This window comes from Saccharopolyspora halophila, from assembly GCF_039531955.1.
Taxonomy (GTDB): Bacteria; Actinomycetota; Actinomycetes; order Mycobacteriales; family Pseudonocardiaceae; genus Saccharopolyspora; species Saccharopolyspora halophila.
Window position 1 is genome coordinate 48376 of record NZ_BAAARA010000025.1, and the last position, 21805, is coordinate 70180.

The window sequence follows — 21805 nt, forward strand, 5'->3', positions numbered from 1 at the left end:
GGGGATCGATTGGCCGCCGCGGACCCGCTGGACCTGCTCTCGGAGGATCGCGCCCTGCTGGACCGCACCAGCACCGCGGAACGGGTCGCCGACGTGCTCCGGCAGCGGATCATCGACGGCGCCCTCGCTCCCGGGACCCGCCTGTCCGAGGAGACCGCGGGCCGCGCGCTGGCGGTCTCGCGCAACACGCTGCGGGAGGCGTTCCGGCTGCTGGTGCACGAGCGGTTGCTGGTGCACGAGTTCCACCGCGGCGTGTTCGTCCGCGTGCTCCGCGCTGACGACGTCGTCGATCTCTACCGCATCCGCAGGTTGCTGGAGACCGGCGCGGTCCGCCGCGCGGCGGGTGCGGATCCGGCGCTGGTCGCCGCTAGCGGCGATGCGGTCGCCGACGGCGAGCGCGCGGCGAGCGAGCAGCGGTGGTGGGACGTGGGAACCGCCAACATGCGCTTCCACGAAGCCCTGGCGGCACTGGCCGAGAGCCCTCGGGTCAACGACACGATGCGCCAGCTGCTCGCCGAACTGCGCCTTGCGTTCCACGTGATGTCCCGTCCAAGGGAGTTCCACGAGCCCTACCTCGACCTCAACCGCCAGATCGCCGACCTGCTGAGGGCCGGCCGGCCGGAGGCAGCCGCCTCCCGGCTGGACGAGTACTTCGACCGAGCGGAAACCCAGCTCGTCGCGGCCTACCGCGACCACGCGGGGTGATCCGGGCCGCAGGACTCGCCCTTCCAGCGGGCTTCACCGCGGGTCTGGACCGGCTGAGAGGGCCACCCGAGGTTGTCACCGTGCTGACAATCAGCGCGCCAGGAGGGCCCGCAGGGGAGTGAGCTGGGGGAGTCGAACACGCTCCGAGGAGGTCACGAAGTCATGTTGCGCGCGGTCCAGCACGGAACGGTGCTCGCCGGGGCACCGAGAACGGTGCGGGTCGAGGAGAACGATCGCTGCCGGCCGGATTCGGTGCACCAGTACCACTCCGTGCGCAGCGTCACCGGGACGCTGCGTCCGCGGAAGGGCATCGCGCGCTACTACCAACTGGTCATCGATGACGCTGAGTTGCTCGACGCGGCCTGGTGCTGCCCGCACCCCAGTCCGTTCGCGCGCAGGATCCGCGGCCACATCCCCTTCGAACCCGCCGCGGAGTTCGAAGGCGAGCCGGGAGGACCTGGTGGCGGCCTGTTCGGACGCTTGCGGAGCCTGGTGGGTGGTGCGCGGTGAACACCGAGACCGAGAGCACGACCCGATTGCCGGTGTGGCGGATCGGGTTGACCGGAGGCCTGGTCGGCATCCTGTGCTGCGCAGGACCTGCGGTGCTCGCCCTGCTGGGAGTCATCAGCGCGGGAACCGCGTATGTCTGGGCCACCGACCTCTACGACGGCTACGCCGGGTGGTTCCGCCTCGGTGGCCTCGCCGCACTCGCGTTGCTGGTGTGGCTGACGTTGCGGCGTCGCGACGAGTGCAGCATCGCCGGGGTTCGTCGCTGGAAGTGGCGGCTCGCCGGCGTGCTGGGCGTCGCGGTGGCGACCTACGTCGCGCTCTACGCGGCGACCACTCGGTTGGGAACCCTCGCCTGAGCCGGCCGGTTCCGCGGGGGACAGGAAGGGAGAAGCTCATGTCCACTGCTGCTCACTCTGCACACCCGTTGCAGTCAACGATCACCCGCGCGCTGCACGGTGCGGCCGCCGGTCTCGCGGGCGGGGTCGTCTTCGGCGTGCTGATGGCGGTGACCGGCATGCTGCCGATGGTGGCCATGCTGGTCGGCGGTTCCGGCGCGGGCATCGGCATCGTCGTGCACCTGGCCATCTCGGCGATCCTCGGCGCGGGCTTCGGGCTCGTTGCCCCGTTCCACGGGTTCTGGCCGCTGGCCGGGGCCGGTCTGGCCTACGGTGCCGTCTGGTGGGTGCTCGGAGGGCTGCTGCTGATGCCTCTCGGGCTGGGCATGCCGATCCTGCAATTCGGGGCGGCCTCGATCCAGAGCCTGCTGGGACACCTCATCTACGGCATCGTCACCGCCGCTGCGTTCTACGTGATCCGGCGGAGCTCGCACGCGTGATGAGTCGAGTGCGGCTGTTGCGCGTACCCGGCTGCCCACTGGCGGATCGGGTGCGCGCCACGCTGCGCGAAGCCATCCGGGAGGCTTCCGTCCCGGTGGTAGTCGAGGAATCCGTCGGGGACCACCCGTCGCCGACGGTGCTCGTGGACGGGGTCGATGCGGTCACCGGCGAGGTCACCGCCGGTGGCGCCTGTTGCAGGCTCGACCTGCCGACTCGTGCGCAGATCGTGCGTGCTCTGCGAGGTTGAGCTGTCACCGCGGATCCAGCAGCTCGGCCAGGCCGTCGCTGGAGTGGATGATGATCGCGGCATAGCGGACCGAGATCAAGTTCTTCCGCTCGAACTCCTTGAGCGTCTTGTTCAGCGACGGCCGTTGCACTCCCACCATCGCGGCGAGTGTGCGCTGCGGTAGTAGCACCTGGCCGTCGACGGCCTCGTCGAGCAGCAGCTGTGCGACCTGCTCGGTGAGCGTGCGTCCCAACAGGCCGAGCACCCGGTGCTGGCTGGCCACCAGGCGTTCGGCCACGCTGGACAACCACCGGCGCGTGATCGCCTGCCGTTGCGCGAGCAGCTTCTCGAAGTCCGCGGCGGAGAGGAACAGCGCGGTGGCGTCGTCGAGGGCGTGCGCGGTGTAGGGCAACGGCAATTCCAGGAGGTGCTGGATATCGCCGTCGACGTCACCGGGCTGCAACACGTGCACCACCGAGCGCTTCCTGCCGCTGCCCGCCGACAGCTCGACGCGTCCGCGCTGCACGATCCACACCCCGTGCGGGACCGAGCCTCCCGCGAACAGCAGGTCACCGCGCTTGAACTCGCGGGTGCGCAAGAAGTGCGCCAGCGCGGTCAGGTCATCGCTGTCGAGCGGAGCCGAGCTCCCGCGCCCGACGCAGCGCGCGACCCAGGCCGCTTGCCGGATGGCCATCTCGGCGGCTTCGCCCGGACCGAGCAACGACACCGCCTGGTCCAGAGCGGCCGCGGAGGTCCGGGAGAGCGTCATGACACCCATTTTGCCGGAATCGGCGACGTGACGCGGGGCAGACGGAACGGTGCCGTCGACGATTCGTTCGACAACATCGCGCCGGGAACTTAAGGTTCGTTCGACGTGTTAACGAGCTGAACGGAGTTTGCTTGCACAGCGCCTCGGACCGAGCGGCCGCGCTCTCGAGCGCATCTCCGGTGGCGCCGTCGCGGGCGCACCTGCCGCGCGTGGTGATCGCCGCATCGATCGCCTTGGCGCTGACCGCGCCGGGGCAGACGGCGGCGATGTCGGTGTTCATCGACCCGCTGATCCGCGATCTGGGGATCTCCCGGACGGTCGTCTCCACGGCCTACATGTGCGGATCGCTCGCGGGCGCGGTGCTGATGCCCTTCCTGGGGCGGTTGATCGACCGGTACGGCCCGCGCCGGGTGATGATCGCCGTCGGCGCGTGCTTCGCCGCGGTGCTCGTCGTTTCCGCCACGGTGACCGAGCTCTTCGGCCTGACGGCCGCGTTCATCGGGCTGCGCGTGGGCGGGCAGGGCGCGCTCAACCTGGTGGCGACCACGACGGTGGCGATCTACGTGCACCGGCGCCGCGGGTTCGCCATCGGATTGAGCTCGGCGATCGGCACGGCCGGCATCTCGTTGGCGCCGGTGCTGCTGGAACGGCTCATCGCCGATCTCGGTTGGCGCGACGTCTGGGTCATCGAGGGCGTCGTGGTGCTGTGCCTGGTGGTTCCCGCCGCGCTGTTCCTGCTGCCGAGAACACCGCCCGCGCCGCCGCGCGAGCCCGCCGACGAGGTCGCTCCGAAGCACGCGGCCGGACTGCCCGAAGTGGACTGGACGTTGCGGGAGGCACTGCGCACCGGCATGTTCTGGACCGTGGCCGGAGGCGTGGGGGCGTGCAGCCTGGTCGGTACCGCGCTGACGTTTCACCTGGTCTCGCTGCTCGGGGAGCGCGGGCTGAGTCCCGCCGAGGCCGCTGCGACGTTCGTTCCGCAGACCCTCGCCGGGCTGGTCGCGAGCTTCGCGCTCGGCTGGGCGGCCGACCACATCGGCGATCGTTCCCTGATCATCGGAACCATGCTCGTGCTGGCCGCCGCCACCGCCGGTGCGGGCTGGGTGCAGCCCGGCTGGACCGCGGTCGCTTACAGGCTCGCGCTCGGCACCTGCATGAACGGCGTGCGGACCCTCGAGGCCGTCGCCTTCCCGCGCTGCTTCGGGCTCAAGCACCTCGGCTCGATCCGCGGGACCGTGCACTCCATGACCGTCGGCGCGTCCTCCCTCGGCCCGCTGGCCCTGGCGGTGGGCCGCTCGATGGCGGACGGCTACCGCCCGGCACTGCTGGCGCTGTGCCTGCTCCCCGCCCTGGTGGTGCTGGCCGGGTTGATCGTGCGCCACCCGCCGCCGGTGCCACCCGGACGTGAGATCGTGGACTGACGCGCCGGACCAGCCCTGGCCGGTCCTCTCCGCGGCGAGCACGCCCGGCGACGCCGATGGGGTGTGCTGCGCCGGGGCGGGATCGCTGAGGTGCTCCTGCAGGAGGGCGTGCCGGAACCTGTGGACCGCGCCGGCTCGGCGCGCGATGTCCGAGGCGCCGCGCTGGATCCCACCTCGTCCAGCCGCGAGGAGGAGCTCGTGGCCGGCCGATACCGCTACCGGTGCGGCGAGTGCCCGTACCGGGCGCCGTGGTCCACCGAGTCGCAGAGCGCGCAACGACGGCGGAACCACGAATTCCGCCACCATCCGGGCGAGCCCGGCGGCCGGTTCGAGGTCCGCGAGCGCGGGCGCGTGGGTGCGGGCTGATCCTGCTCAGGGCCGCGCTGTTCCTCCTGCTGCCCGCGCCGTCGATGTGCCAAGTGGGCCCGGTGGAGACCGTTCGGCGAACCTGCGAGCGCACCCGGTGATCGCGGTTTCGCGGCTGTTCCGCTCGCGCGCGTGAAAAGGCGCATGGTTCCCCGCGCGCGCCGGAATCGCCCGGATCGCCACCTCCTTCCGGTAGCTGACCTGCTGTTGCGGTGCGCTTCGGCGGGGTGGGACGCGCGTTTGCCGGGTCGCGTATTTCGACTACCGTCGGCATAGACGACCGTCGCCGAGTCGCATGCAACGAAAGGTGCGAAAATGCCGGAAAAGTCCACCGTGGCCGTCACCGGGGTCACCGGTGCGCTGGGGAGCCGGATCGCCGCGCAGCTGTCCGACCGGGGTGTTCCGCAGCTGCTCGTCGGGCGCGACCCCGCGCGCATCACCGAGCTGCCCGGTGCGCAGGTGCGCGGTCCGGCGGCCTACGACGACTCGGAAGCGATGCGCGAGGCTCTCCGGGATGCCTCGACGCTCGTGCTGATCTCCTCGCACCCCACCGGGCGGCGGCTCGAGGAGCACGCCAGCGCGGTGCGGGCGGGCATCGAGGCCGGAGTGCGGCGAGTGCTCTACGTGTCGCTGGTCGGCTCGACCGGGCCGGACGCGCCCTACCGCAACGCCCGCGATCACTGGATGACCGAGCGGTACCTGGCCGGCTCCGGACTTCGGCACACGATCTTCCGCGCGGGTCTCTACGGTTCGACCATCGCGGCGCTCGCCGACTCCGAACTGGCCGTGCGCGGCCCTGGCGGGGACGGCAAGGTCGCCTGGGTCACGCACGACGACATCGCAGCGGTGATCGCCACGGTCGCCGCTGACGAGGACAACACCGAGCACGACGGGGAGATCCTGCAGATCACCGGCCCGGAGTCGTTGACCATCGACGCCGCCACCAAGCAGGTCGCCGCCGCGACCGGCCGGAACTACCACTACGTCCCGCAGACGCTGGACGAGGCGTTCGCGTGGCGCTGGAAGCACGGCATCAGCGGCGAGCAGATCGACAGCTGGCTGTCCTGGTACCAGACGGTCGCCAGCGGGCGTCTGGACTTCACCACCGACGTGGTCAAGCGCATCACCGGGCGCCCGGCGAAGCCGATCTCCGAGGCGGGCTGGTGGCCGAGTCCCAAGACCGCCTGGTGAACCCGTCGGTGTGGTGCGGGTTTTCCGGGTCCGGCCGAAGCGTTCCCGGAAAACCCGCCCGCGCTGCCGAAGTTCGCCGCCGCGGACACCCGGCCGCGAGGTCAGTGACCGCTGTTGACGGCGCGCAGGCAGGCGTCGAGCAGACCGGGGAAGGTCTCGTCGAGATCGGTGCGGCGCAACCGGTTCATCCGGGAGGTGCGCACGTAGTACTGCTGGATGATCCCGGCGTCGCGCAGCACGTTGAAGTGGTGCGTGGCCGTCGACCGGGCGACGGGGAGCTCGAACGAGCCGCAGCTGATGTCCGCGGACGCGGCGTCGAGCTGCGCGACGATGCTGCGCCGGACCGGGTCGGCGAGCGCCTCCAGCACGGTCTGCAGCGCGATCTCCGCCGTCTCGGGTGCGGGCGGAATGCGATCGGTCGAGCGTGTCATCCGACCCCCTGAGGCGAGTGCGCTGTCGCGGTCCGCGAACTCGGCCGCACTCTACCGGCCGCGCGGGTCGCGGGGGCGGCGCGCCCGCTGGTGGGTCAGATGCGCTCTGGGGCGAGATTGGCGAAGTAGCGCACCATGTCCGTGCCCACCGCGTCGAAGACCTTGCCCTCGTGGCCACCGGGCAGCACCGAGAACACCCGGGTGTTGGGGTGGTCGTGCGCCAGCTGCTCGGCGCCTTCGAAGAACGGGTCGACATCGCCGACCCAGACGCCGAGCGGGACCCCGCCCAGGTCATCGATGTGCTCGAGCGGGTCGACGCGGTGCCACTGCTGCTGGTCGGCGAACGCTCCGCGTTCCTCGGCGTGCGCCCAGTTCGTCGTCAGGGCGGGGGCGAGGACTCCGACGCCCTCGACGGGGCTCCCCAGCCGGGAGCGTGCGATCGCGTAGTGCAGCGCGCCGAACCCGCCCGAGGAGATCCCGCCGACCGCGAAGGGCTGACCGTCTCCGGCGCCGTAACCGCGCTCGCGCAGCCAGCTCGGCAGTTCCTCGAGCAGCATGCTCAGCACGTCACCGTTGGCGGACCCGTCGAACCAGTAGGAGTTGTACCCGCCGTCGACCGAGACCAGGCCGAACGCCGGGGTGGTGCCCGCCCGGTGCTCGGCCTCCAAGGCGGTCATCGTGTCCGCGGGCATCGCGTTGGGTTGCAGGCCGTCCCGTCCGTGCAGGTACAGCACCAGCGGCAGGCCCTCGAGGGAGCGCACGCCGGACGGATAGGTCAGCGCCAGCTCCACGTCGGTCCCGCGGTGCCTCGAACGCACCACCTCGCGCTGGATCGTCGGCCCCGGCTGCGGCGCTCGCGCCGGTGTGGGCTTGGCAACCGGCGGCCGGGGCGGACTCGGCTGAGTGCCGCACGCGTTCAGCAGCGGTGCTGCGGCGACCGTCGCGGCCGCGAACGCGAGGAGGTTGCGCCGCGAGACGGGATCGGGGCTCATCGGGCAATCAGTTCCTTCTGGCTGGTTCGCTCGGGAACCGGTCCACAGCTCGACCAGCGCCGTTGTCTCGTCGAGACGCAGCTCAGCATGCTGGGTCGTCCGGAAGACCGGGCAAATCACCAGCGCCAGAGACTACGTCATCGCCGCGCGTTCGATCGCGCGGCCTGCTGCTCGACGCGATCACCGGCCCGAACGCCGGCGAGCGCGACTCGGGGTCGTTGGAGCATGCGGCGCCAGCGGTGTGGGGCCTCAGCCGGCGCCGCGGCGGGTTCTCGGACGTCGTCGGGCGAGGACAGCCGCAGCGCCGCGCAGGTGGCTGCTCAAGTCGCGGATCCCGGGTCCGGGCGGCGTTCCGCTACCCGCGCCGAACGCCTGGGCGGGGTCGTTCGAGCGAAATTGGATCGGAAGAATTCCGCGCAGCGCGACATTCGGGGCGGCGCTGCTTTCGCGAGCTGGATTCGGCGCCGGTCGGGAAATAGGGGACAAACCGCGCTTGTAGATTCTTTACCGGATCTTGGGGCGGCGATCGAGGAATCCGCAAGTGGTGATTATCTGACTTGTGCGCTGCTCAAATGGCCATCGTTAGCAGTTGTGGAGCAATTTGTTCGCTGCTGGTCGCTATGTTCGAGTTTGTCCGTGTCAGCTGTGGCGGAAATCGCTCGGATCCGATTCTTGTTTAGCTGATTCGGGGGCGATCCACTAATGTTCTCGGGCATGTTCACGTCCCGGGAAGAAGCACGGAGCCTCGGTGGGTGGTCGGTATGACCGCGGAGAGGGCGAACGTCGGGATTCAATCCGTCGGCGGTGCTGCGGTCGTCGAGCCGAGCCTGGTTCGCCGGGCCGTCGCGGCGGCGGCCGTGGGCAACGTGACCGAGTGGTTCGACTTCGGCGTGTTCGCCTACATGGCGACCACGATCGGCAAGGTCTTCTACCCGGCCTCCAGCCCGACCGCGCAGCTGCTGGCCACGTTCGGCACCTTCGCGGCCGCGTTCCTGGTGCGTCCGCTCGGCGGGTTGTTCTTCGGCCCGCTCGGTGACCGCATCGGCCGCACCAGGGTGCTGGCCACGACGATGATCCTGATGGCCGCCGGCACCTTCTGCATCGGTCTGATCCCCAGCCACGCCACCATCGGCCTGGCCGCTCCGGTCCTGTTGCTGCTGGCCCGCCTGCTGCAGGGCTTCTCGACCGGTGGCGAGTACGGCGGAGCGATGACCTTCATCGCCGAGTACGCCCCGGACCGCAAGCGCGGATTTCTGGGAAGCTGGCTGGAATTCGGCACGCTGGTCGGCTACATCCTCGGTGCGCTGATCGTCGCCGTGCTCTCGGCGCTGCTGACCGAGCAGGATCTGCTGGCCTGGGGCTGGCGCATCCCGTTCCTGATCGCGGGACCGCTGGGCATCGTGGGCATGTACCTGCGGCTGAAGCTGGAGGAGACGCCCGCGTTCGCGAAGCTGGTGGAGGAACACGAGGCCAAGGAGGCCGAGAACTCGACGAAGACCGAGCTGCGCGACATCTTCGTCGAGCACTGGCCCGCGATGCTCGTGTGCGGTGCGCTGGTGCTCGTCTTCAACGTCACCAACTACATGCTCACCGCCTACATGCCCACCTACCTGTCCGACGAACTGCCGCCGGGCATCAGCGACACGGAGTCGTCGGTGCTGCAGATCGTGGTCATGGCGGTGATGCTGGTGGTGATCACCTTCATCGGCAGGCTCAGCGACCGGGTGGGCCGCAGGCCGGTGGTCATGGCGGGCTGCGGTGCCCTCGTGGTGCTCTCGGTGCCCTCGGTCATGCTGATCCAGCACGACACCCTGCCCACGGTGTTCGCCGGTCTGATGATCATGGGGCTGATGCTGGTGATCTTCAGCGCGACCATGCCCTCGACGTTGCCCGCGCTGTTTCCGACCAAGATCCGCCAGGGCGGCCTGTCGATCTCGTTCAACATCTCGGTCTCGCTGTTCGGCGGGACGGTCGCGGCCGTGATGACGGCGCTGATCGCGGCCACCGGCGATCTGATGTGGCCGGGCTACTACCTCATCGCCGCGGGCGTGATCGGCGCGATCGGCATCTGGTTCACCGAGGAGTCCGCGGGCAGGCCGCTGCCGGGTTCGGCGCCGGTGACCGCGGACGAGGACGAGGCGCGCGTCAGCGCGGGGGCCTGACCGGATGCCGCTGGGCGTGGCTTCTCGAACCGGCAGCGCCTGCTGCGTCAGCCGGCGAGCAGGCCGATCGCAAGGCTGATGACGCCGATCGCCAGAGATGCGGCGCCGAGCCAGATCAGCGCGATGAGCCTGTTCGGGCGGGTGATCTCGCCACTTCCCATGGAGGAGAAGAAGAATCCTGCGGAAATCAGCGCGGCGGCCAGCAGCACGCCTACCCGTCCCGTCCAGCCGAGTACGCCGTGCACACCTCCGGCGTCGGCGAGCAGGAGCATGACCAGACCGAGGGTGACCAGCACGCCGGCGTGGGCATGCCCGGCTCGTGCGAAGTTCTTCTGGAACTCCGTCATGGCGACTTTGCCCCGGAGGACGCGGGTCAGGAACCAACCCCCGGTTTCGATGCCGACGATGGTCAACAGCGCTACGGCGGCGATGTAGCGGGATTCGGGGGTCAACAGCAGCTCGGTCGCCATGGTGGGACCTTCCTTGGATGCGTTAGGAGGATTCCGCGCATCGAACTATAACGCTGTTACGCCGGTAGTTCCCTTGATCCGCTCATCTCGCGAGCAGTGTTGCGACTTGGCTGGCCGTGTTGGGGCCGGAGTCGAGCATGTAGGCGAGGATCAGGAGGGTGACCAGGAGAATCACGACGACCGCCAGCACGATCACCGCGATGGAGCGGCGCCGCGAGGAACGACCGTTCGGGATCCTGCAAACCATCCCGGATCACCTCCCTGCGGGGGGTTCCACGGTCTCGAGCACAGCAGACGAATCGGGCGGTGTCGACTCCGGGGGGGGCGCGTGGGCCCGGCCGGGCAAGCGGATGTGACCGATGCCCGCCTAGCCTGGACCGGATATCCGCCGTGCCGGAACACTGCGGGTACGTCCTGGCCGATCAGGTGGAGGTTGGTGTGCTCGTCGACATCGCGGAGTTCAACTTCGAGGTCGGAGGTCTGGTCGGTGGGATCTGGGGGCCGCGCCGGGACTACGACTTCGCTCGGCTGGTCGAGGCGATGGACGACGACTGGCCTGCGGTTCTGGTGTTGTGCGAGGGAGCCTTCTACGAGCACAACGGAAGCGCCGGAGCCTTCGGCGCCGCGACCGCGATGCGGGAGGCAGGCGGCCGGCCGTACGTTCCGCTGCTGGGAACGCTCACCGGCGACCGCGGCCCGATGGCGCCCGTGGTGTTCGTCGATCCGCAGGTGATCACGGTGCACAACTGGTACTCGGGGCGCGAACCGGACCACTTCTCGCACCGCACGAACCTGATGGTCGCCTCGCTGGCGGGCAGCTCCGAGAAGTGGCGGCTGGTCGCCGCGCACTGGGACGTCAACGACGAGCTGGCGCGCCTGCGCGATGCGCGGAACCTGCGCCCGTACGCGCGTCCCGACGTCCCCTGCGCGGTGGTGGGCGACTTCAACTCGCATCCGTCCGGCCCGCACTGGCGGGTGGACAACTTCGACGCGGCACCCGCGTGGCGGCGCTACACGAAAACGCACTGGCCGCCGGAGTTCCGCGAGGACGGGACCCCGGTCGACGAGCGCGCCACCGACGCGCTCGACTTCCTGCTTGGGCGCTGGCACGAGCCGACCGGCGCGCGCCGGGGCGGTGCCGGGTTCCACTGCGCGGCCGAGCACTTCAAGGACTACACGCCCACGGTCAACGGGGGAACGCCGGGAACCTTCGGCCCGATGACCCTCGATCGCGTGCTGGTCAACGACGGCTTCAAGGACGGCCTCACCGGGTATCGCGTGCACCTGCCGCAGGACCCGGAGAACCCGCCCTCGGACCACCGGCGCATCACCGTCACGCTCGACATCTGAGCGGGGCTCGCGGCACCGCGGTTGCGCCGACCGCGCTGGAAACGGCTACGGCTTCCGGCCCACCAGGGCCGCGATGCAGTGCTCGGCCTGGTTCAGCGGGCGCAGCTTGGGGCCGGTCGGCCACCAGTGGTCGCAGAGCTCCAGGCCGGGTGCGGCGCCCGGTCCTGCGGGCATGAGCTCCAGTCCGGGAAGCAGCGCCTCGATCTCCGCCCGGGTGCGGAAGCGGCCCGAGCCCATCGGGCTGTGCAGGAACAGGTCCTCCATCTTGCGGGCGAGCTCGCTGTGCTCCGGGGTCTCGGGATCGAAGAAGTGGGCGATGGCGACGAAGCTGCCCGGCGCGAGCGCGTCGATGTAGGCGCGCATCATCTCGGGGCCGTCCTCGGCGAGGTAGTGGTGCAGTGTTCCGACGTGCAGCAACGCGACCGGCTCGGAGAAGTCGAGCTGGCTGGTCACGGTCTCGTTGGACAGCACCTGCTCCGGGTCGAAGATGTCGGCGGTGGCGAAGTTCGTCAAGCCGTTCTCTTCGAGCAGCGCCTGGCCGTGCGCGATCACCACGGGATCGTTGTCGACGTAGACCACCCGGGCCTCGGTGTTCATCCGCTGCACGATCTGGTGCGTGTTCTCCGCGGTCGGCAGGCCCGATCCGCAGTCCAGGAACTGCTGGATGCCCGCCTGGTCGGCGAGGAAGTTGCAGGCCCGCTGCAGGAACTTCCGGTTGGACCAGGCGAGGTCGTTGACCTCGGGTGCCACCTGCCCGACCTGGCGCAGCACCTCGCGGTCGACCTCGAAGTTGTCTTTGCCGTTCAGGGCGGCGTCGTAGACGCGGGCGATGCTCGCATTGGTCGTGTCGACCCCGACCGGAACGGAACTCGGCGCCTTGGAGGGCGTCTCGGTCATGCTTGCTCCCCGCGTCTCGATCACCGATGCACGTCCACGTTACCCGGCGATACCCCATTGCGGGTCAACGAGGTTTGCGCGAATTTCGCTACGGAGAAGCCCGCGAATCCCCCGTTCGGCCGCTGCTGGTGCGGTGATCGCGCGGAAGCGCTGGTCGGCGCGCGCTGAGATTGGCGGCGGCGCGACCCCTTCGCGAGCATGATCGGTCAAGTGAGATTGATCTCCTCCGCGGGTCGCCGCACCGCCAGCCATCCGAGTGCCTCGTCGGCGGACTCGGCGGCGTCGCCGGCGGATCGGCCTTCGCCCCAGGCGACCAGTGCGGCGAAGGTGGCGGCCTGGTACCCGCTGGCGACCGCGGTGGCCGCGGCAGGGGAGATGCCGGGCGCGCGCCGGGCGATGAACCCGGCGAGCTCGTCGATCCACGGCCGGTACGCGGCGGGCGCGGACCCGGCGAGTTCCGGTTCGGTGCACACTACCCGGATCCAGTCGGTCCCGGCGGGTTTCATCGGGTCGTCCGATATGGACGCGACGATGGCGCGGCGCGCGGATTCGTCGACGGGCAGGTCCGCGGGCATGTTCTCGAGCGCGTCGCGCAGGCGCCGGGTCGCGGCCGGGACGCCGACCCAGGCGATGTCGGACTTGTGCGCGAAGTGCCGGACCAGGGTGCGCACGCTGACGCCGGTGGCTTCGGAGATGTCGCGCCAGCTCACGGCGTCGTAACCGCGCTCGGTCCAGAGGCGGAAGGTCGCGGTGGCGACGGCGGCCCTGTCGAGCACGGACGGGCGGCCGCGCTGCGGGGCGTCGCTGGAGCTCACCCGGCTGACGATAGCGAATCCGGAGCTTCCGTCCGGGCGGGATCCGGGTGCGTTGCCGCAATTTATGGCTTGATTCGCCAAAAAGCTGTTACCGTCGTGATCGGCAGCGCGGCGGAAGGAGGCGGCAGTGGGCACCTACGCGGTCACCGGTCGCGCGTCCGGCATGGGCCGAGCGGTCGCCGACCAGCTCCGCGCGGCCGGGCACACCGTCATCGGTGTGGACCTCGACGATGCCGATGTCCAAGCCGACCTGTCCGTTCCGCGGGCTCGCCGGGAAGCGGCCGCGGCGGTGCTCTCGGCCGCGGGCGAACGCCTCGACGGGGCGGTGCTGGCGGCGGGGTTGGGGCCGGTCCGCGGTCGCGAACGCGCGATCGCGCAGGTCAACTACTTCGGCGTGGTCGACCTGCTGCGCGAGTGGCGTCCCGCGCTGGCAGCCGCGGGCAACGCGAAGGTCGTGGTGTTCTCCAGCAACTCGACCACCACGACCCCCGGAGTGCCGCGCCGCTTCGTGCGCGCGCTGCTGGCCGAGGACGCGGACCGCGCGCTGCGCGGCGTTCGACTTTTCGGCAAAGCCGCTGCGCCCATCGTCTACGGCGGTTCCAAGCTCGCGCTGAGCCGCTGGGTGCGGCGCAACGCGGTGCTGCCGGAATGGTCTGGTGCCGGGATCCGGCTCAACGCGCTCGCACCGGGCGCCGTGCTCACCCCGTTGCTGGAGGATCAGCTGGCGAGCCCGGCGGCGAAGGCCGTCGCATCATTCCCGGTGCCCATCGGCGGTTACGGAGACCCGTCCCGGCTCGCCGACTGGGCCGTGTTCATGCTCTCGGACGCGGCCGACTTCCTCTGCGGCAGCGTCATCTTCGTGGACGGCGGTTCGGATGCCTACTTCCGCGCGGATGCCTGGCCGCAGTCGGTGCCGCTGCGAGCCTTGCTGCGCTACCTGCGCCGGATGCGTTCCTTCGCGCGGCGCTGATCGCGCAGCGCGGGTTTTCGTCGATGCAGAGGAGGCCGCGATGCCTGAGCAAGCTGTCCCGGACGTGCTGGCTCCCGCCGCGCTCGGCCCGGTGCGCCTGCGCAACCGGACGATCAAGGCGGCGACCTACGAGAACAGGGCTCGTCGCGGACTGGTCACCGACGAGCTGATCGACTTCCATGTCCGGCACGGGGCAGGTGGCGTCGGGATGACCACGGTCGCCTACTGCGCGGTCGCTCCGGAAGGGCGCACCGACGGCAACCAGATCGTGTGGCGGCCGGAGGCCGCTCCGGGGTTGCGCCGGTTGACCGAGGCGGTGCATGCCCGGGGCGCGGCGGTATCGGCCCAGGTGGGCCATTCGGGTCCCGTCGCCGATTCCACGAGGACCAAGCTGTCCGCGCTCGGCCCCAGCAAGTCCCGGAACCTTATGTCGCTGCGCACCATCAAGGCCGCGACCACAGCCGACCTGGACCGGGTGGTCTCCGCGCACGGCGAGGCCGCGCGGATGGCCGCGGAGACCGGTTTCGACGCGGTGGAGATCCACCTGGGGCACAACTACCTGGCCAGCTCGTTCCTGAGCCCGAGGCTCAACAAGCGCACCGACGCCTACGGCGGCTGCCTCGCCAACCGCGCCCGCCTGGCGCTGCGGATCATGCGCGCGGTGCGCGAGGCCGTGGGCGACCGGATCGCGATCCTGGCCAAGCTGAACATGGACGACGGCGTCCCCGGTGGCTTCTGGCTGGACGAGGCGATCGAGGTCGCCCGGTGGCTGGAGGGCGAGGGCACCGTGGACGCGCTGGAGATGACCGCGGGCAGCTCGTTGCTCAATCCGATGTACCTGTTCAAGGGCGCGGCACCGGTGCGCGAGTTCGCCGGGGTGATGCCGCAACCGCTGCGCGCGGGGGTGAAGCTCATCGGCGGCAGGTTCCTCCGCGAGTACCCCTACCAGGACGGTTACCTGCTCGAGGACGCGCGTCAGATCCGCGCGGCCGTGGACCTGCCGATGGTCCTGCTCGGCGGGATCACCAACCGGGCGATCATGGACACCGCGATGCACGAGGGCTTCCAGTTCGTCGCGATGGGGCGTGCCCTGCTGCGCGAACCGGACCTGGTCGACCGCATCGCCGCGGAACCCGACGCGCGGTCGCTGTGCAATCACAACAACAGGTGCATGGTCACGATCTTCACCGGTAGCCGCTGCGTTCTCGTGCCGCGTGCGGAAACCGGAGGTCCTGCGCACGGGACTGCTTCGACGGATTCGCGAGGTTGACGGGCGGGGTGCGAACTTCATTCACCGCGGACCAGGCGATCGATGTCGATCGGCCGAACGCCCAGGTGAACAGTCGCAGAGCGCGGTCGGTCATCTGCTGCGGGCTCTCCTCCGGGTGGTCGATCCACCAGTTGACCAGCGCGTCGAAGACGTTGACCCAGACCGCGGTCATCGCCGCGGCGCCCAGCGGGTCGCCGTTGGCGGTCAGGTGCAGCAGCCGCCACCTCCACGACCGGGGGCGCAGCGTGGTGAACATCTGCTCGAGAGCGATCAGGGCCCGTCGCCGCCCGACCGCGCCGCGGCCTGCGGGTCTCGTCGATGACGCCGGTGACGACCTCGCCCGCTTCGGTCAGGCAGGCCGAGAACAGGCCTGGCCGAACCCGAAGCAGTTGTAGCTCTGCGGCTTGGAGATGCCGGCCCGCTCGGCGGCGCCCAGCGAGGTGGCGGCGAAGCCCTGCTCGCTAAACAGCTGCCGGGCGAGGTCGAGCACGAGAACTACGCGGGCATCCTGATCATCTGGGATCGCGCGTTCGAGACCTTAGCCGGAGCTGCACCGGCCCACCCACGGCCTGACCACCTCGGTGAACACCTACAACGTGTTCAAGCTGGAGCCGCCTCGGCGACATCGCGCCGTGCGCTCGGCCGAGCGGTTGCGCGACGAGCTCGGCTAGTCTTCGGCCCGCCCGGCTGGCGACCGGCATCGGCGGCGGAACCGGAACCGCTTGCCGCGCAGCTTTCCTCGGGATGCCGTCGCGGGCCGACCACGGGTGCGGCGGGCCGGGTGATGCCTGCGGGGCCGGCGAGTGCCTTGGCGTGCGAAAATCCGCACCACCAAGAGTGCAGGTCCGATCAGGGGGCGGTTGTGACGGCGCGGATTCCGGTGGTCGTGGTGGCGGGCTACCTCGGCTCGGGCAAGACGACCCTGCTGAACCACTTGCTGCGCAACAACGACGGGCGCCGGATCGGGGTGCTGGTCAACGACTTCGGCAGCATCAACATCGATGCCATGACCGTCGCCGGTCAGGTGGACGCCGCGCTGTCCCTGCAGAACGGCTGCCTGTGCTGCGCCGTTGACGAGGAGGGCGTCGATCCGATGCTGGATCGGCTGGCATACCCGGGTGCGCCTGTCGACGCCATCGTGATCGAGGCGAGCGGCATCGCCGAACCGCGCCAGCTGGTCCGGCTCGTGCTGTCCTCGGAGAACCCGCACATCGAGTTCGGCGGAATGGTCGAGGTCGTCGACGCGGCCGAGTTCGAGGCCACCCGAAACCGGCATCCCGAACTCGACGACCACCTGCGCTTCGCCGACCTCGTCGTGGTCAACAAGATCGACCGCGTCGACGAGGCCGATCACCGGCGAGTCCTCGGCACCGTCCGAGAAGTGGCCGACGGCGCCGTGCTCGAGGCCGAGCACGGCAGGATCTCCGCGGGAATCCTGTTCGACGATCCCGAGGTTCGGGACTCGGCCGAAGCCGCGCGCCAGCTCTCCTTCGCCGACCTGTGGCACGACGATCACGAGCACGACGAGCACATGCACGCGGCCTACCAATCGGTGGAGTTCACCTCCGACCGGCCGCTGAACCCCTCGGCGTTCATGCGGTTCCTCAACGAGCGCAGCAGGGGCGTCTACCGCATCAAGGGGCCCGTCGACTTCGGCGCCTCCGGTGCGAACCGCCGGTTCGTGCTGCACACCGTGGGGGTCTACGCGCGGTTCGACCGGTCCCGCTGGCCCGCGGGCGCGCGGCGGACCGAGCTCGTGTTCATCGGCACCGATCTGGACGCCGATCAGCTGACCAAGCAGCTCGAGGACTGCGTCGACAGCGATCCGGAGGTCGTCGACGAGCGCGGGATGCTCTACGTGGCCCGGCATCTCGAAGACTGAGCGCCGGACCCGTCGCCGAGACAGGTGGCCTGGTCCAGTCGGGTGTGAATGCGGAAAGTGCGTGCTACGCGCGGATGAATCCGGACGAGCCGTGGCGCGAACCGGTCGACGCGGAGGGGCCCAAGCGCAACCGCGAGATCATGGGCGACTGGCTGAACCTGGGCGTGTCCGGTTTCCGCTGCGACATGGCTGCGGGCGTGATCGAGGACGATCCGGACGTCGTCGAGACCGGCAAGCTCTGGGGCGAAATGCGGGCCTGGCTCGACGAGAACCACCCCGATGCGGTGCTGAGCTCGGAGTGGGGCGATCCGGCGGTGTCGGTGCCCGCCGGATTCGACGGCGACTTCTACATGCAAGTGGGCGTCCCGGAAACGGTGCGCCGTGGCGGTCGTCGTGGCCAGGACGACCCGTACTTCAGGGAACCGATTCCTGGTCACGGTCAACCCCAGCCGGGGTCCGGTGACCGTCGAGGTCGATGACGAGCGGCTGCCCGCTGCGCATCCGATCGAGGACAGCGGTGTGCGCGTCGACGGGCGCGAGCTGACCGTGCCGGCGTTCGGCTACGCAGTGCTCGAACTGCGCTGAGGTGGCCGGCGTGCTCGACCGCACACCGATCGATGACTGGTCAACCGTTGCACGCTCAGGCAATGGGTGGTTAGTGTTTCAACATCTGACTATTCAGGTATGTGGGTGCCCGCCCGCGTGCGCACAGGTAGCCGAGAGACGCCGTCACAGCGCGGAAATCGCTCCGTGCTGGGCGGAACGTGCTGGAAAGGAAGTTTCGTGAAGCAGTCATCAGCAGGCCGCGACCTGATCGTGCTCGTCGCCCGCGTCGTGGTCGGTGCGGTCTTCGTGGCGCACGGCTTGCAGAAGTTCCTCGGCTGGGGCATCAGCGGGACCGCGAGCTCGTTCGAGCAGATGGGTATCCCGCTGCCGGGTGTTTCCGCCTGGTTCGCCGCGCTGGTGGAGACCATCGGGGGACTTGCGCTGGCGCTGGGCGCCGCGTTGCCGGTCGCCGGCCTGCTGCTGGCGCTGACGATGGTCGGTGCGATGGTGTTCAACCACCTGCCGAACGGCTTCTTCGCCTCCGGCGGAGGCGTGGAGTACGTGCTCGTGCTGGCGGTCGCGGCTCTGGCCCTCGGGTTCAGCGGTGGTGCGTACACGGTGGACAACGCGCTGAACCGAAGCGAGGCGAAGCCCGCGGGCGACTGACCCGCCGGCTCGGTCAACACGCTCGGTGGGTGGGCCGGGACGCGCGGGCCCGCCCACCGAGCGCTGGCAAGACGCATGGGCCTGCCGGAGACTGTCGGCCATGCTGCAGCTCAGAGTGGCTTGCGAATCGAGCGATAGCCGGCAGGTCCTCGCCGTCCTGGAATCCGAACCGGGAGTCGCTCACCTCGCCCTCGCCGAGGGCGTCAGCAGGCAGCCGGCCGGTGATGTCGTCGAGGCCGTGGTCGCGCGCGAAGTGGCCGAGGACGTCCTGCGCCGGTTGGCCGAGCGCGGCATCGATCATCGCGGCCAGATCAGCCTGCAGCCGATCGAGGCATTGCTCTCCGACAGCGCCGAGGCCGCCGAACGCGCGGCTCCGGGTGAGGGCGCGGACGCGGTCATCTGGGAGGAACTGGTTTCCACCACCGGCGAGGAGAGTCGCCTCAACGCCGTGTTCCTGGCCTTCTTGACCATCGCCTGCCTGCTGGCCGCGGTCGGCGTGATCGTCGACTCGCCGGTGACGATCGTGGGCGCGATGGTGGTCAGCCCCGATTTCGGCCCGTTGGCCGCGCTCGCGGTGGCCATCGTCGGCAGGCGGCGCGAACTCGCCGTGCGCGCCGGGAAAGCCCTGGGCATCGGTTTTCCGTTCGCGATGCTGAGCACCGCTGCGCTGGCGTTCCTCGCGCGGCTCGGCGGGTTGGTCGAACCGGGAACGCTGGCCGGTCTCGAGCTGGTCTCGTTCATCTACCGGGTGGGGCCGTTCTCGATCATCACGGCGCTGCTCGCGGGCGCTGCCGGGATGATCGCGCTCACCTCGGAGAAGTCCGGCGCGCTCATCGGCGTCTTCATCTCGGTGACCACGGTTCCCGCGGCCGGGTTCGCCGTCGTCGCCGCGGTGGTGGGCGACTGGACGCAGTCCGGCGAGGCCGTGCTCCAGCTGCTGATCAACTTGGCCGGGCTCACCGCGGCCGCCACCCTCACGCTCCTGCTGCGGCGCGGGCACGTCGGATCCGACGCGGGTCGCGCGAGAGCGCGGGGCGGCGCACGTCGAGCGCGCCCCGGCGAATCCGCTTGACGACGCGGGTGGAGGCTCCGCCGCGTGCGACGGAGCCTCCACCCTCCCCAGGGGTTGAATCGTCAGGATTGCTCGGACGTCGTCGTTCAGTACGGGCAGGTCGACCGGTAGTCGGAGAACTCCGGATCCTGCGGCGGCGGGCAGAGGAACTCGTCGTAGCGGGTGTCGTCGTCGAGGAATCGCTTCAGCCAGGCGATGCTGGACTTGGCGATGGTGGTGTTGTCGAAGTTCGGCGCCAGGTGGCTCGCGCCGGCCAGTTCCAGGTAGGCCTTACCGGGCGCGTCCGGCAGGCTCTCGTAGAAGGGCTTGGAGTGCCGGTTCACCGAGGCGACGGTGTCGTTCTGCGCCCCGATGATCATCGTCGGGGTCCGCACACCGGAGAAGTCCTTGTTGGTGTGCCACGGCGTCATCGGGATCGCCGCCTTGAGGTTCGGGTTCTCCAGAGCGGCCTCCAGGGATCCGCCGCCACCCATCGAGTGCCCCATCACGCCGAGTCGCGTCGGGTCGACGAGGTCCTGCACGTCGCTGCGCTCGGTGAGGTGGTTCAGCGCGGCCATCAGCTGGTCGGCGCGGGAACCGGGCTGGTCGTAGCGGGTGAGCGTCTCGATGGTGAACACCACGAAGCCCTGCGAGGCCAAGCGCGGGCCCAGCCAGGCGATGGTGTCCTCGCCCGCGGTGTAGCCGGGGGAGATGGCCACCGCGCTGAAGGTGCCCTCGGAGGTGTCGGTGGGGTAGTAGATCGTCCCGCCGCCGAAGCCGCGAGCGCTCAGCCGCGAGACGGATTCCTCGTCGATGTCGAACGGGCCGCGCGGGGCGGAAATGCTCTCCTCGGTCGGGTCGGGGCCGTGCGGCGGTTCGGCCACAGCGGACTGCGCCAGCGCGATGCTCCCGGAGAGGAGGCCGAGCACCGCGGTCAGCACCACCAGCAAACGGCGCAAATGGGATGGGTGTGCGGTAGAGGATGTTGCAGCCATGGATCCGTCCTTCGTGGAAGACTCCCCGGGACGGCCGGTCCACTGGCCCGAAATCGCGCGCGGGGCCGGGCTTTCCAGCCGATCGTCGAGGTGACTTGTTCGGCAAAGTGACGTGCTCGCGCTGCTCGTCGCCCCCCGAGTGACCTTGCTCGGTCTCGGAGCAGCGGTCCCGGCTGGCGCGGCGGTTTCGTCGCGCCGAGGCGAGCCGGCGACGTGACTGATCTTAAGATAGCTCTACCATATGGTCAATCAATTTCGGTGGATCGCTCTGTATCCTGGTGGAATGAGCGAACGCGTCGACGGCCGGAAGCTGCGCTACATGCACCGCCGCGGTGAGGTTCTCCGCGCCGCGACCGAGCACGCGCTCGATCAAGGGCTGGACGATCTGACGTTGCGCAAGGTCGCGCAGGCCGTCGGCGTCAGCCACGCGACGCTCGTGCACCACTTCGATAGCAAGGAACGGCTCGTCGCCGAGATCGTCGAACTCGTTCTGGCCGAGACGCTTTCGGTCCCCGACCTGCCGCAGGACCACCCGGATCCGCTGCGCGAGATCTGGCGGCGAGCGACCGAGGAGAGCGGGCGCAGGCACGTCAAGCTGTTCGTCGCGATCACCGGGCAGGCCGTCTTCGGCGATCCGATGCTTGCGAAGGCGGTCGCGTCTTCGATGGAGCAGCGAACCTCGCTGATCGCGGAAGGGCTGGTCCAGTACGGCTGTCCGCGCTCACGTGCCCGGGTCGTGGCGACATCGCTGCTCGGTGGGATGCGCGGTTTGTTCGTCGACCTGATCATCACCGGTGAGCAGGAACGGGTCGGAGCCGCCTTCGAGGACATGATCTCCGAGCTGGAGGGCCGAATCGCCGGGTGGGGCGGCTGAGGGGATATTTCAGTTCGCGTGGCGGTGCCGGGGCTCAGACGTAGTCGGGCCGCGGGATCCGCGACTTGAGCACGTCCAATACCTGGCGCTGCGGCTGTCCTCCCCCGGCGACGTCTGAGAAACCTTGCGGCGGCGCGGACTGAGTCCCACACCGCATGCGGCTGCCGCCGCATCCTGGAAGGACCCCCCAGTCCTGCCGAGAGGTCCGGCTCGTTCGGAGGCGGTGTCGGCGGTCCGATCTCGGTCGCCACCGGCCTCCGGGATCCCGAATGGCGCGGCGTCGCAGCCGGTCTCGGCGGGCGGAGCACGTGTCGGTTGAGCTCGGGTGCGTCAACCGAAACGGCCGCTACCGCGGCGCGTTCCGAAGGTGTCCCGAACGAGTTGGGCCGGAAGCGAATCCGGCCCCGCCC

Annotated in this window: 28 protein-coding genes; 18 read left to right on the forward strand and 10 right to left on the reverse strand. The window is 69.9% G+C overall.

Annotated elements, in window-relative coordinates; translation table 11 throughout:
* The first annotated feature begins 9 nt into the window (after positions 1-9).
* The 5 genes from ABD289_RS24905 (at position 10) to ABD289_RS24925 (ending at position 2298) form a co-directional block, all read left to right on the forward strand.
* Positions 10-705 (forward strand): GntR family transcriptional regulator, encoded by a 696-nt coding sequence (locus ABD289_RS24905; protein ID WP_344138093.1) that lies wholly within the window; start codon positions 10-12, stop codon positions 703-705.
* Positions 706-867: 162 nt separating this feature from the next.
* The gene (locus ABD289_RS24910) at positions 868-1215 is read left to right on the forward strand and encodes a DUF427 domain-containing protein (protein WP_344137985.1); all 348 of its coding nucleotides are present in this window, start codon (positions 868-870) and stop codon (positions 1213-1215) included.
* Positions 1212-1571, forward strand: a complete 360-nt coding sequence (locus ABD289_RS24915; RefSeq protein ID WP_344137988.1) for a hypothetical protein — start codon at positions 1212-1214, stop codon at positions 1569-1571. Before ABD289_RS24910 ends, ABD289_RS24915 begins: the two co-directional genes overlap by 4 nt.
* Positions 1572-1609: 38 nt before the next feature.
* Positions 1610-2050, forward strand: a complete 441-nt coding sequence (locus tag ABD289_RS24920) for a hypothetical protein (RefSeq protein ID WP_344137991.1) — start codon at positions 1610-1612, stop codon at positions 2048-2050.
* On the forward strand, positions 2050-2298 hold the full coding sequence (locus ABD289_RS24925) for an alkylmercury lyase (RefSeq protein ID WP_344137994.1): 249 nt from the start codon (positions 2050-2052) through the stop codon (positions 2296-2298). Before ABD289_RS24920 ends, ABD289_RS24925 begins: the two co-directional genes overlap by 1 nt.
* A gap of 4 nt (positions 2299-2302) precedes the next feature.
* Here the strand turns inward: ABD289_RS24925 and ABD289_RS24930 are convergent, their stop codons facing one another.
* Positions 2303-3046 carry a Crp/Fnr family transcriptional regulator gene (locus ABD289_RS24930; protein ID WP_344137997.1) on the reverse strand — a complete coding sequence of 248 codons (744 nt, stop codon included), beginning with the start codon at positions 3044-3046 and terminating at the stop codon, positions 2303-2305.
* A gap of 131 nt (positions 3047-3177) precedes the next feature.
* Here ABD289_RS24930 and ABD289_RS24935 point away from each other — a divergent pair, with 131 nt between their 5' ends.
* The 3 genes from ABD289_RS24935 to ABD289_RS24945 all read left to right on the forward strand — a co-directional run bounded on the left by ABD289_RS24935 (position 3178) and on the right by ABD289_RS24945 (position 6024).
* Positions 3178-4467: an MFS transporter gene (locus tag ABD289_RS24935; RefSeq protein ID WP_344138000.1), complete on the forward strand. Its 1290-nt coding sequence runs from the start codon at positions 3178-3180 to the stop codon at positions 4465-4467.
* A gap of 108 nt (positions 4468-4575) precedes the next feature.
* Entirely contained in the window at positions 4576-4833 is a 258-nt protein-coding gene (locus ABD289_RS24940) for a hypothetical protein (RefSeq protein WP_344138003.1), read from the forward strand.
* A gap of 315 nt (positions 4834-5148) precedes the next feature.
* Entirely contained in the window at positions 5149-6024 is an 876-nt protein-coding gene (locus tag ABD289_RS24945) for an NAD(P)H-binding protein (RefSeq protein ID WP_344138006.1), read from the forward strand.
* Positions 6025-6125: 101 nt separating this feature from the next.
* On the opposite strand, the gene ABD289_RS24950 is transcribed toward ABD289_RS24945, so the two are convergent.
* Together ABD289_RS24950 and ABD289_RS24955 are read right to left on the reverse strand one after the other, a co-directional pair.
* Complete coding sequence (locus ABD289_RS24950; RefSeq protein WP_344138009.1) at positions 6126-6455, reverse strand: ArsR/SmtB family transcription factor; 330 nt, start codon at positions 6453-6455, stop codon at positions 6126-6128.
* Between the two features lie 95 nt (positions 6456-6550).
* A complete protein-coding gene (locus tag ABD289_RS24955; RefSeq protein ID WP_344138012.1) occupies positions 6551-7447 on the reverse strand; it encodes an alpha/beta hydrolase in 897 nt (298 codons plus the stop codon).
* A 761-nt stretch (positions 7448-8208) separates the two neighbouring features.
* Between ABD289_RS24955 and ABD289_RS24960 the strand changes: the two genes are divergently transcribed.
* Positions 8209-9609, forward strand: a complete 1401-nt coding sequence (locus tag ABD289_RS24960; RefSeq protein ID WP_344138015.1) for an MFS transporter — start codon at positions 8209-8211, stop codon at positions 9607-9609.
* A gap of 47 nt (positions 9610-9656) precedes the next feature.
* On the opposite strand, the gene ABD289_RS24965 is transcribed toward ABD289_RS24960, so the two are convergent.
* Together ABD289_RS24965 and ABD289_RS24970 are read right to left on the reverse strand one after the other, a co-directional pair.
* Entirely contained in the window at positions 9657-10079 is a 423-nt protein-coding gene (locus ABD289_RS24965) for a hypothetical protein (RefSeq protein ID WP_344138018.1), read from the reverse strand.
* Between the two features lie 82 nt (positions 10080-10161).
* Positions 10162-10326, reverse strand: coding sequence for a hypothetical protein (locus ABD289_RS24970; RefSeq protein ID WP_344138021.1), 165 nt, complete (start codon positions 10324-10326; stop codon positions 10162-10164).
* Between the two features lie 143 nt (positions 10327-10469).
* Between ABD289_RS24970 and ABD289_RS24975 the strand changes: the two genes are divergently transcribed.
* Complete coding sequence (locus tag ABD289_RS24975; RefSeq protein ID WP_344138024.1) at positions 10470-11429, forward strand: endonuclease/exonuclease/phosphatase family protein; 960 nt, start codon at positions 10470-10472, stop codon at positions 11427-11429.
* 45 nt (positions 11430-11474) lie between these two features.
* On the opposite strand, the gene ABD289_RS24980 is transcribed toward ABD289_RS24975, so the two are convergent.
* Both ABD289_RS24980 and ABD289_RS24985 read right to left on the reverse strand, forming a co-directional pair.
* Positions 11475-12326, reverse strand: a complete 852-nt coding sequence (locus ABD289_RS24980; RefSeq protein ID WP_344138027.1) for an SAM-dependent methyltransferase — start codon at positions 12324-12326, stop codon at positions 11475-11477.
* A 206-nt stretch (positions 12327-12532) separates the two neighbouring features.
* Entirely contained in the window at positions 12533-13141 is a 609-nt protein-coding gene (locus tag ABD289_RS24985) for a TetR/AcrR family transcriptional regulator (protein WP_344138030.1), read from the reverse strand.
* A gap of 127 nt (positions 13142-13268) precedes the next feature.
* On the opposite strand from ABD289_RS24985, the gene ABD289_RS24990 reads away from it, so the two are divergent.
* Positions 13269-14111, forward strand: coding sequence for an SDR family oxidoreductase (locus ABD289_RS24990; protein ID WP_344138033.1), 843 nt, complete (start codon positions 13269-13271; stop codon positions 14109-14111).
* 40 nt (positions 14112-14151) lie between these two features.
* Positions 14152-15381: an NADH:flavin oxidoreductase gene (locus tag ABD289_RS24995; protein ID WP_344138036.1), complete on the forward strand. Its 1230-nt coding sequence runs from the start codon at positions 14152-14154 to the stop codon at positions 15379-15381.
* Here ABD289_RS24995 and ABD289_RS25000 read toward each other — a convergent pair.
* Positions 15296-15637 (reverse strand): hypothetical protein, encoded by a 342-nt coding sequence (locus ABD289_RS25000; RefSeq protein WP_344138039.1) that lies wholly within the window; start codon positions 15635-15637, stop codon positions 15296-15298. The genes ABD289_RS24995 and ABD289_RS25000 overlap by 86 nt on opposite strands.
* A gap of 93 nt (positions 15638-15730) precedes the next feature.
* Positions 15731-15871 carry a TetR/AcrR family transcriptional regulator gene (locus ABD289_RS25005; protein WP_344138042.1) on the reverse strand — a complete coding sequence of 47 codons (141 nt, stop codon included), beginning with the start codon at positions 15869-15871 and terminating at the stop codon, positions 15731-15733.
* Between the two features lie 372 nt (positions 15872-16243).
* Here ABD289_RS25005 and ABD289_RS25010 point away from each other — a divergent pair, with 372 nt between their 5' ends.
* From ABD289_RS25010 to ABD289_RS25030, 5 genes are all read left to right on the forward strand, one after another.
* Positions 16244-17263, forward strand: a complete 1020-nt coding sequence (locus ABD289_RS25010; RefSeq protein ID WP_344138045.1) for a CobW family GTP-binding protein — start codon at positions 16244-16246, stop codon at positions 17261-17263.
* 74 nt (positions 17264-17337) lie between these two features.
* Positions 17338-17742, forward strand: coding sequence for an alpha-amylase family protein (locus ABD289_RS25015; RefSeq protein ID WP_344138048.1), 405 nt, complete (start codon positions 17338-17340; stop codon positions 17740-17742).
* Positions 17723-17848, forward strand: coding sequence for a hypothetical protein (locus ABD289_RS25020; RefSeq protein ID WP_344138051.1), 126 nt, complete (start codon positions 17723-17725; stop codon positions 17846-17848). Before ABD289_RS25015 ends, ABD289_RS25020 begins: the two co-directional genes overlap by 20 nt.
* Before the next feature lie 198 nt (positions 17849-18046).
* On the forward strand, positions 18047-18475 hold the full coding sequence (locus ABD289_RS25025) for a DoxX family protein (RefSeq protein ID WP_344138054.1): 429 nt from the start codon (positions 18047-18049) through the stop codon (positions 18473-18475).
* Positions 18476-18575: 100 nt separating this feature from the next.
* Complete coding sequence (locus ABD289_RS25030; protein ID WP_344138057.1) at positions 18576-19547, forward strand: DUF389 domain-containing protein; 972 nt, start codon at positions 18576-18578, stop codon at positions 19545-19547.
* Between the two features lie 86 nt (positions 19548-19633).
* Here ABD289_RS25030 and ABD289_RS25035 read toward each other — a convergent pair whose 3' ends face one another.
* Positions 19634-20521: a poly(ethylene terephthalate) hydrolase family protein gene (locus ABD289_RS25035; protein ID WP_344138060.1), complete on the reverse strand. Its 888-nt coding sequence runs from the start codon at positions 20519-20521 to the stop codon at positions 19634-19636.
* A gap of 283 nt (positions 20522-20804) precedes the next feature.
* Between ABD289_RS25035 and ABD289_RS25040 the strand changes: the two genes are divergently transcribed.
* A complete protein-coding gene (locus tag ABD289_RS25040) occupies positions 20805-21395 on the forward strand; it encodes a TetR/AcrR family transcriptional regulator (protein WP_344138063.1) in 591 nt (196 codons plus the stop codon).
* The last annotated feature ends 410 nt before the right edge of the window (positions 21396-21805 follow it).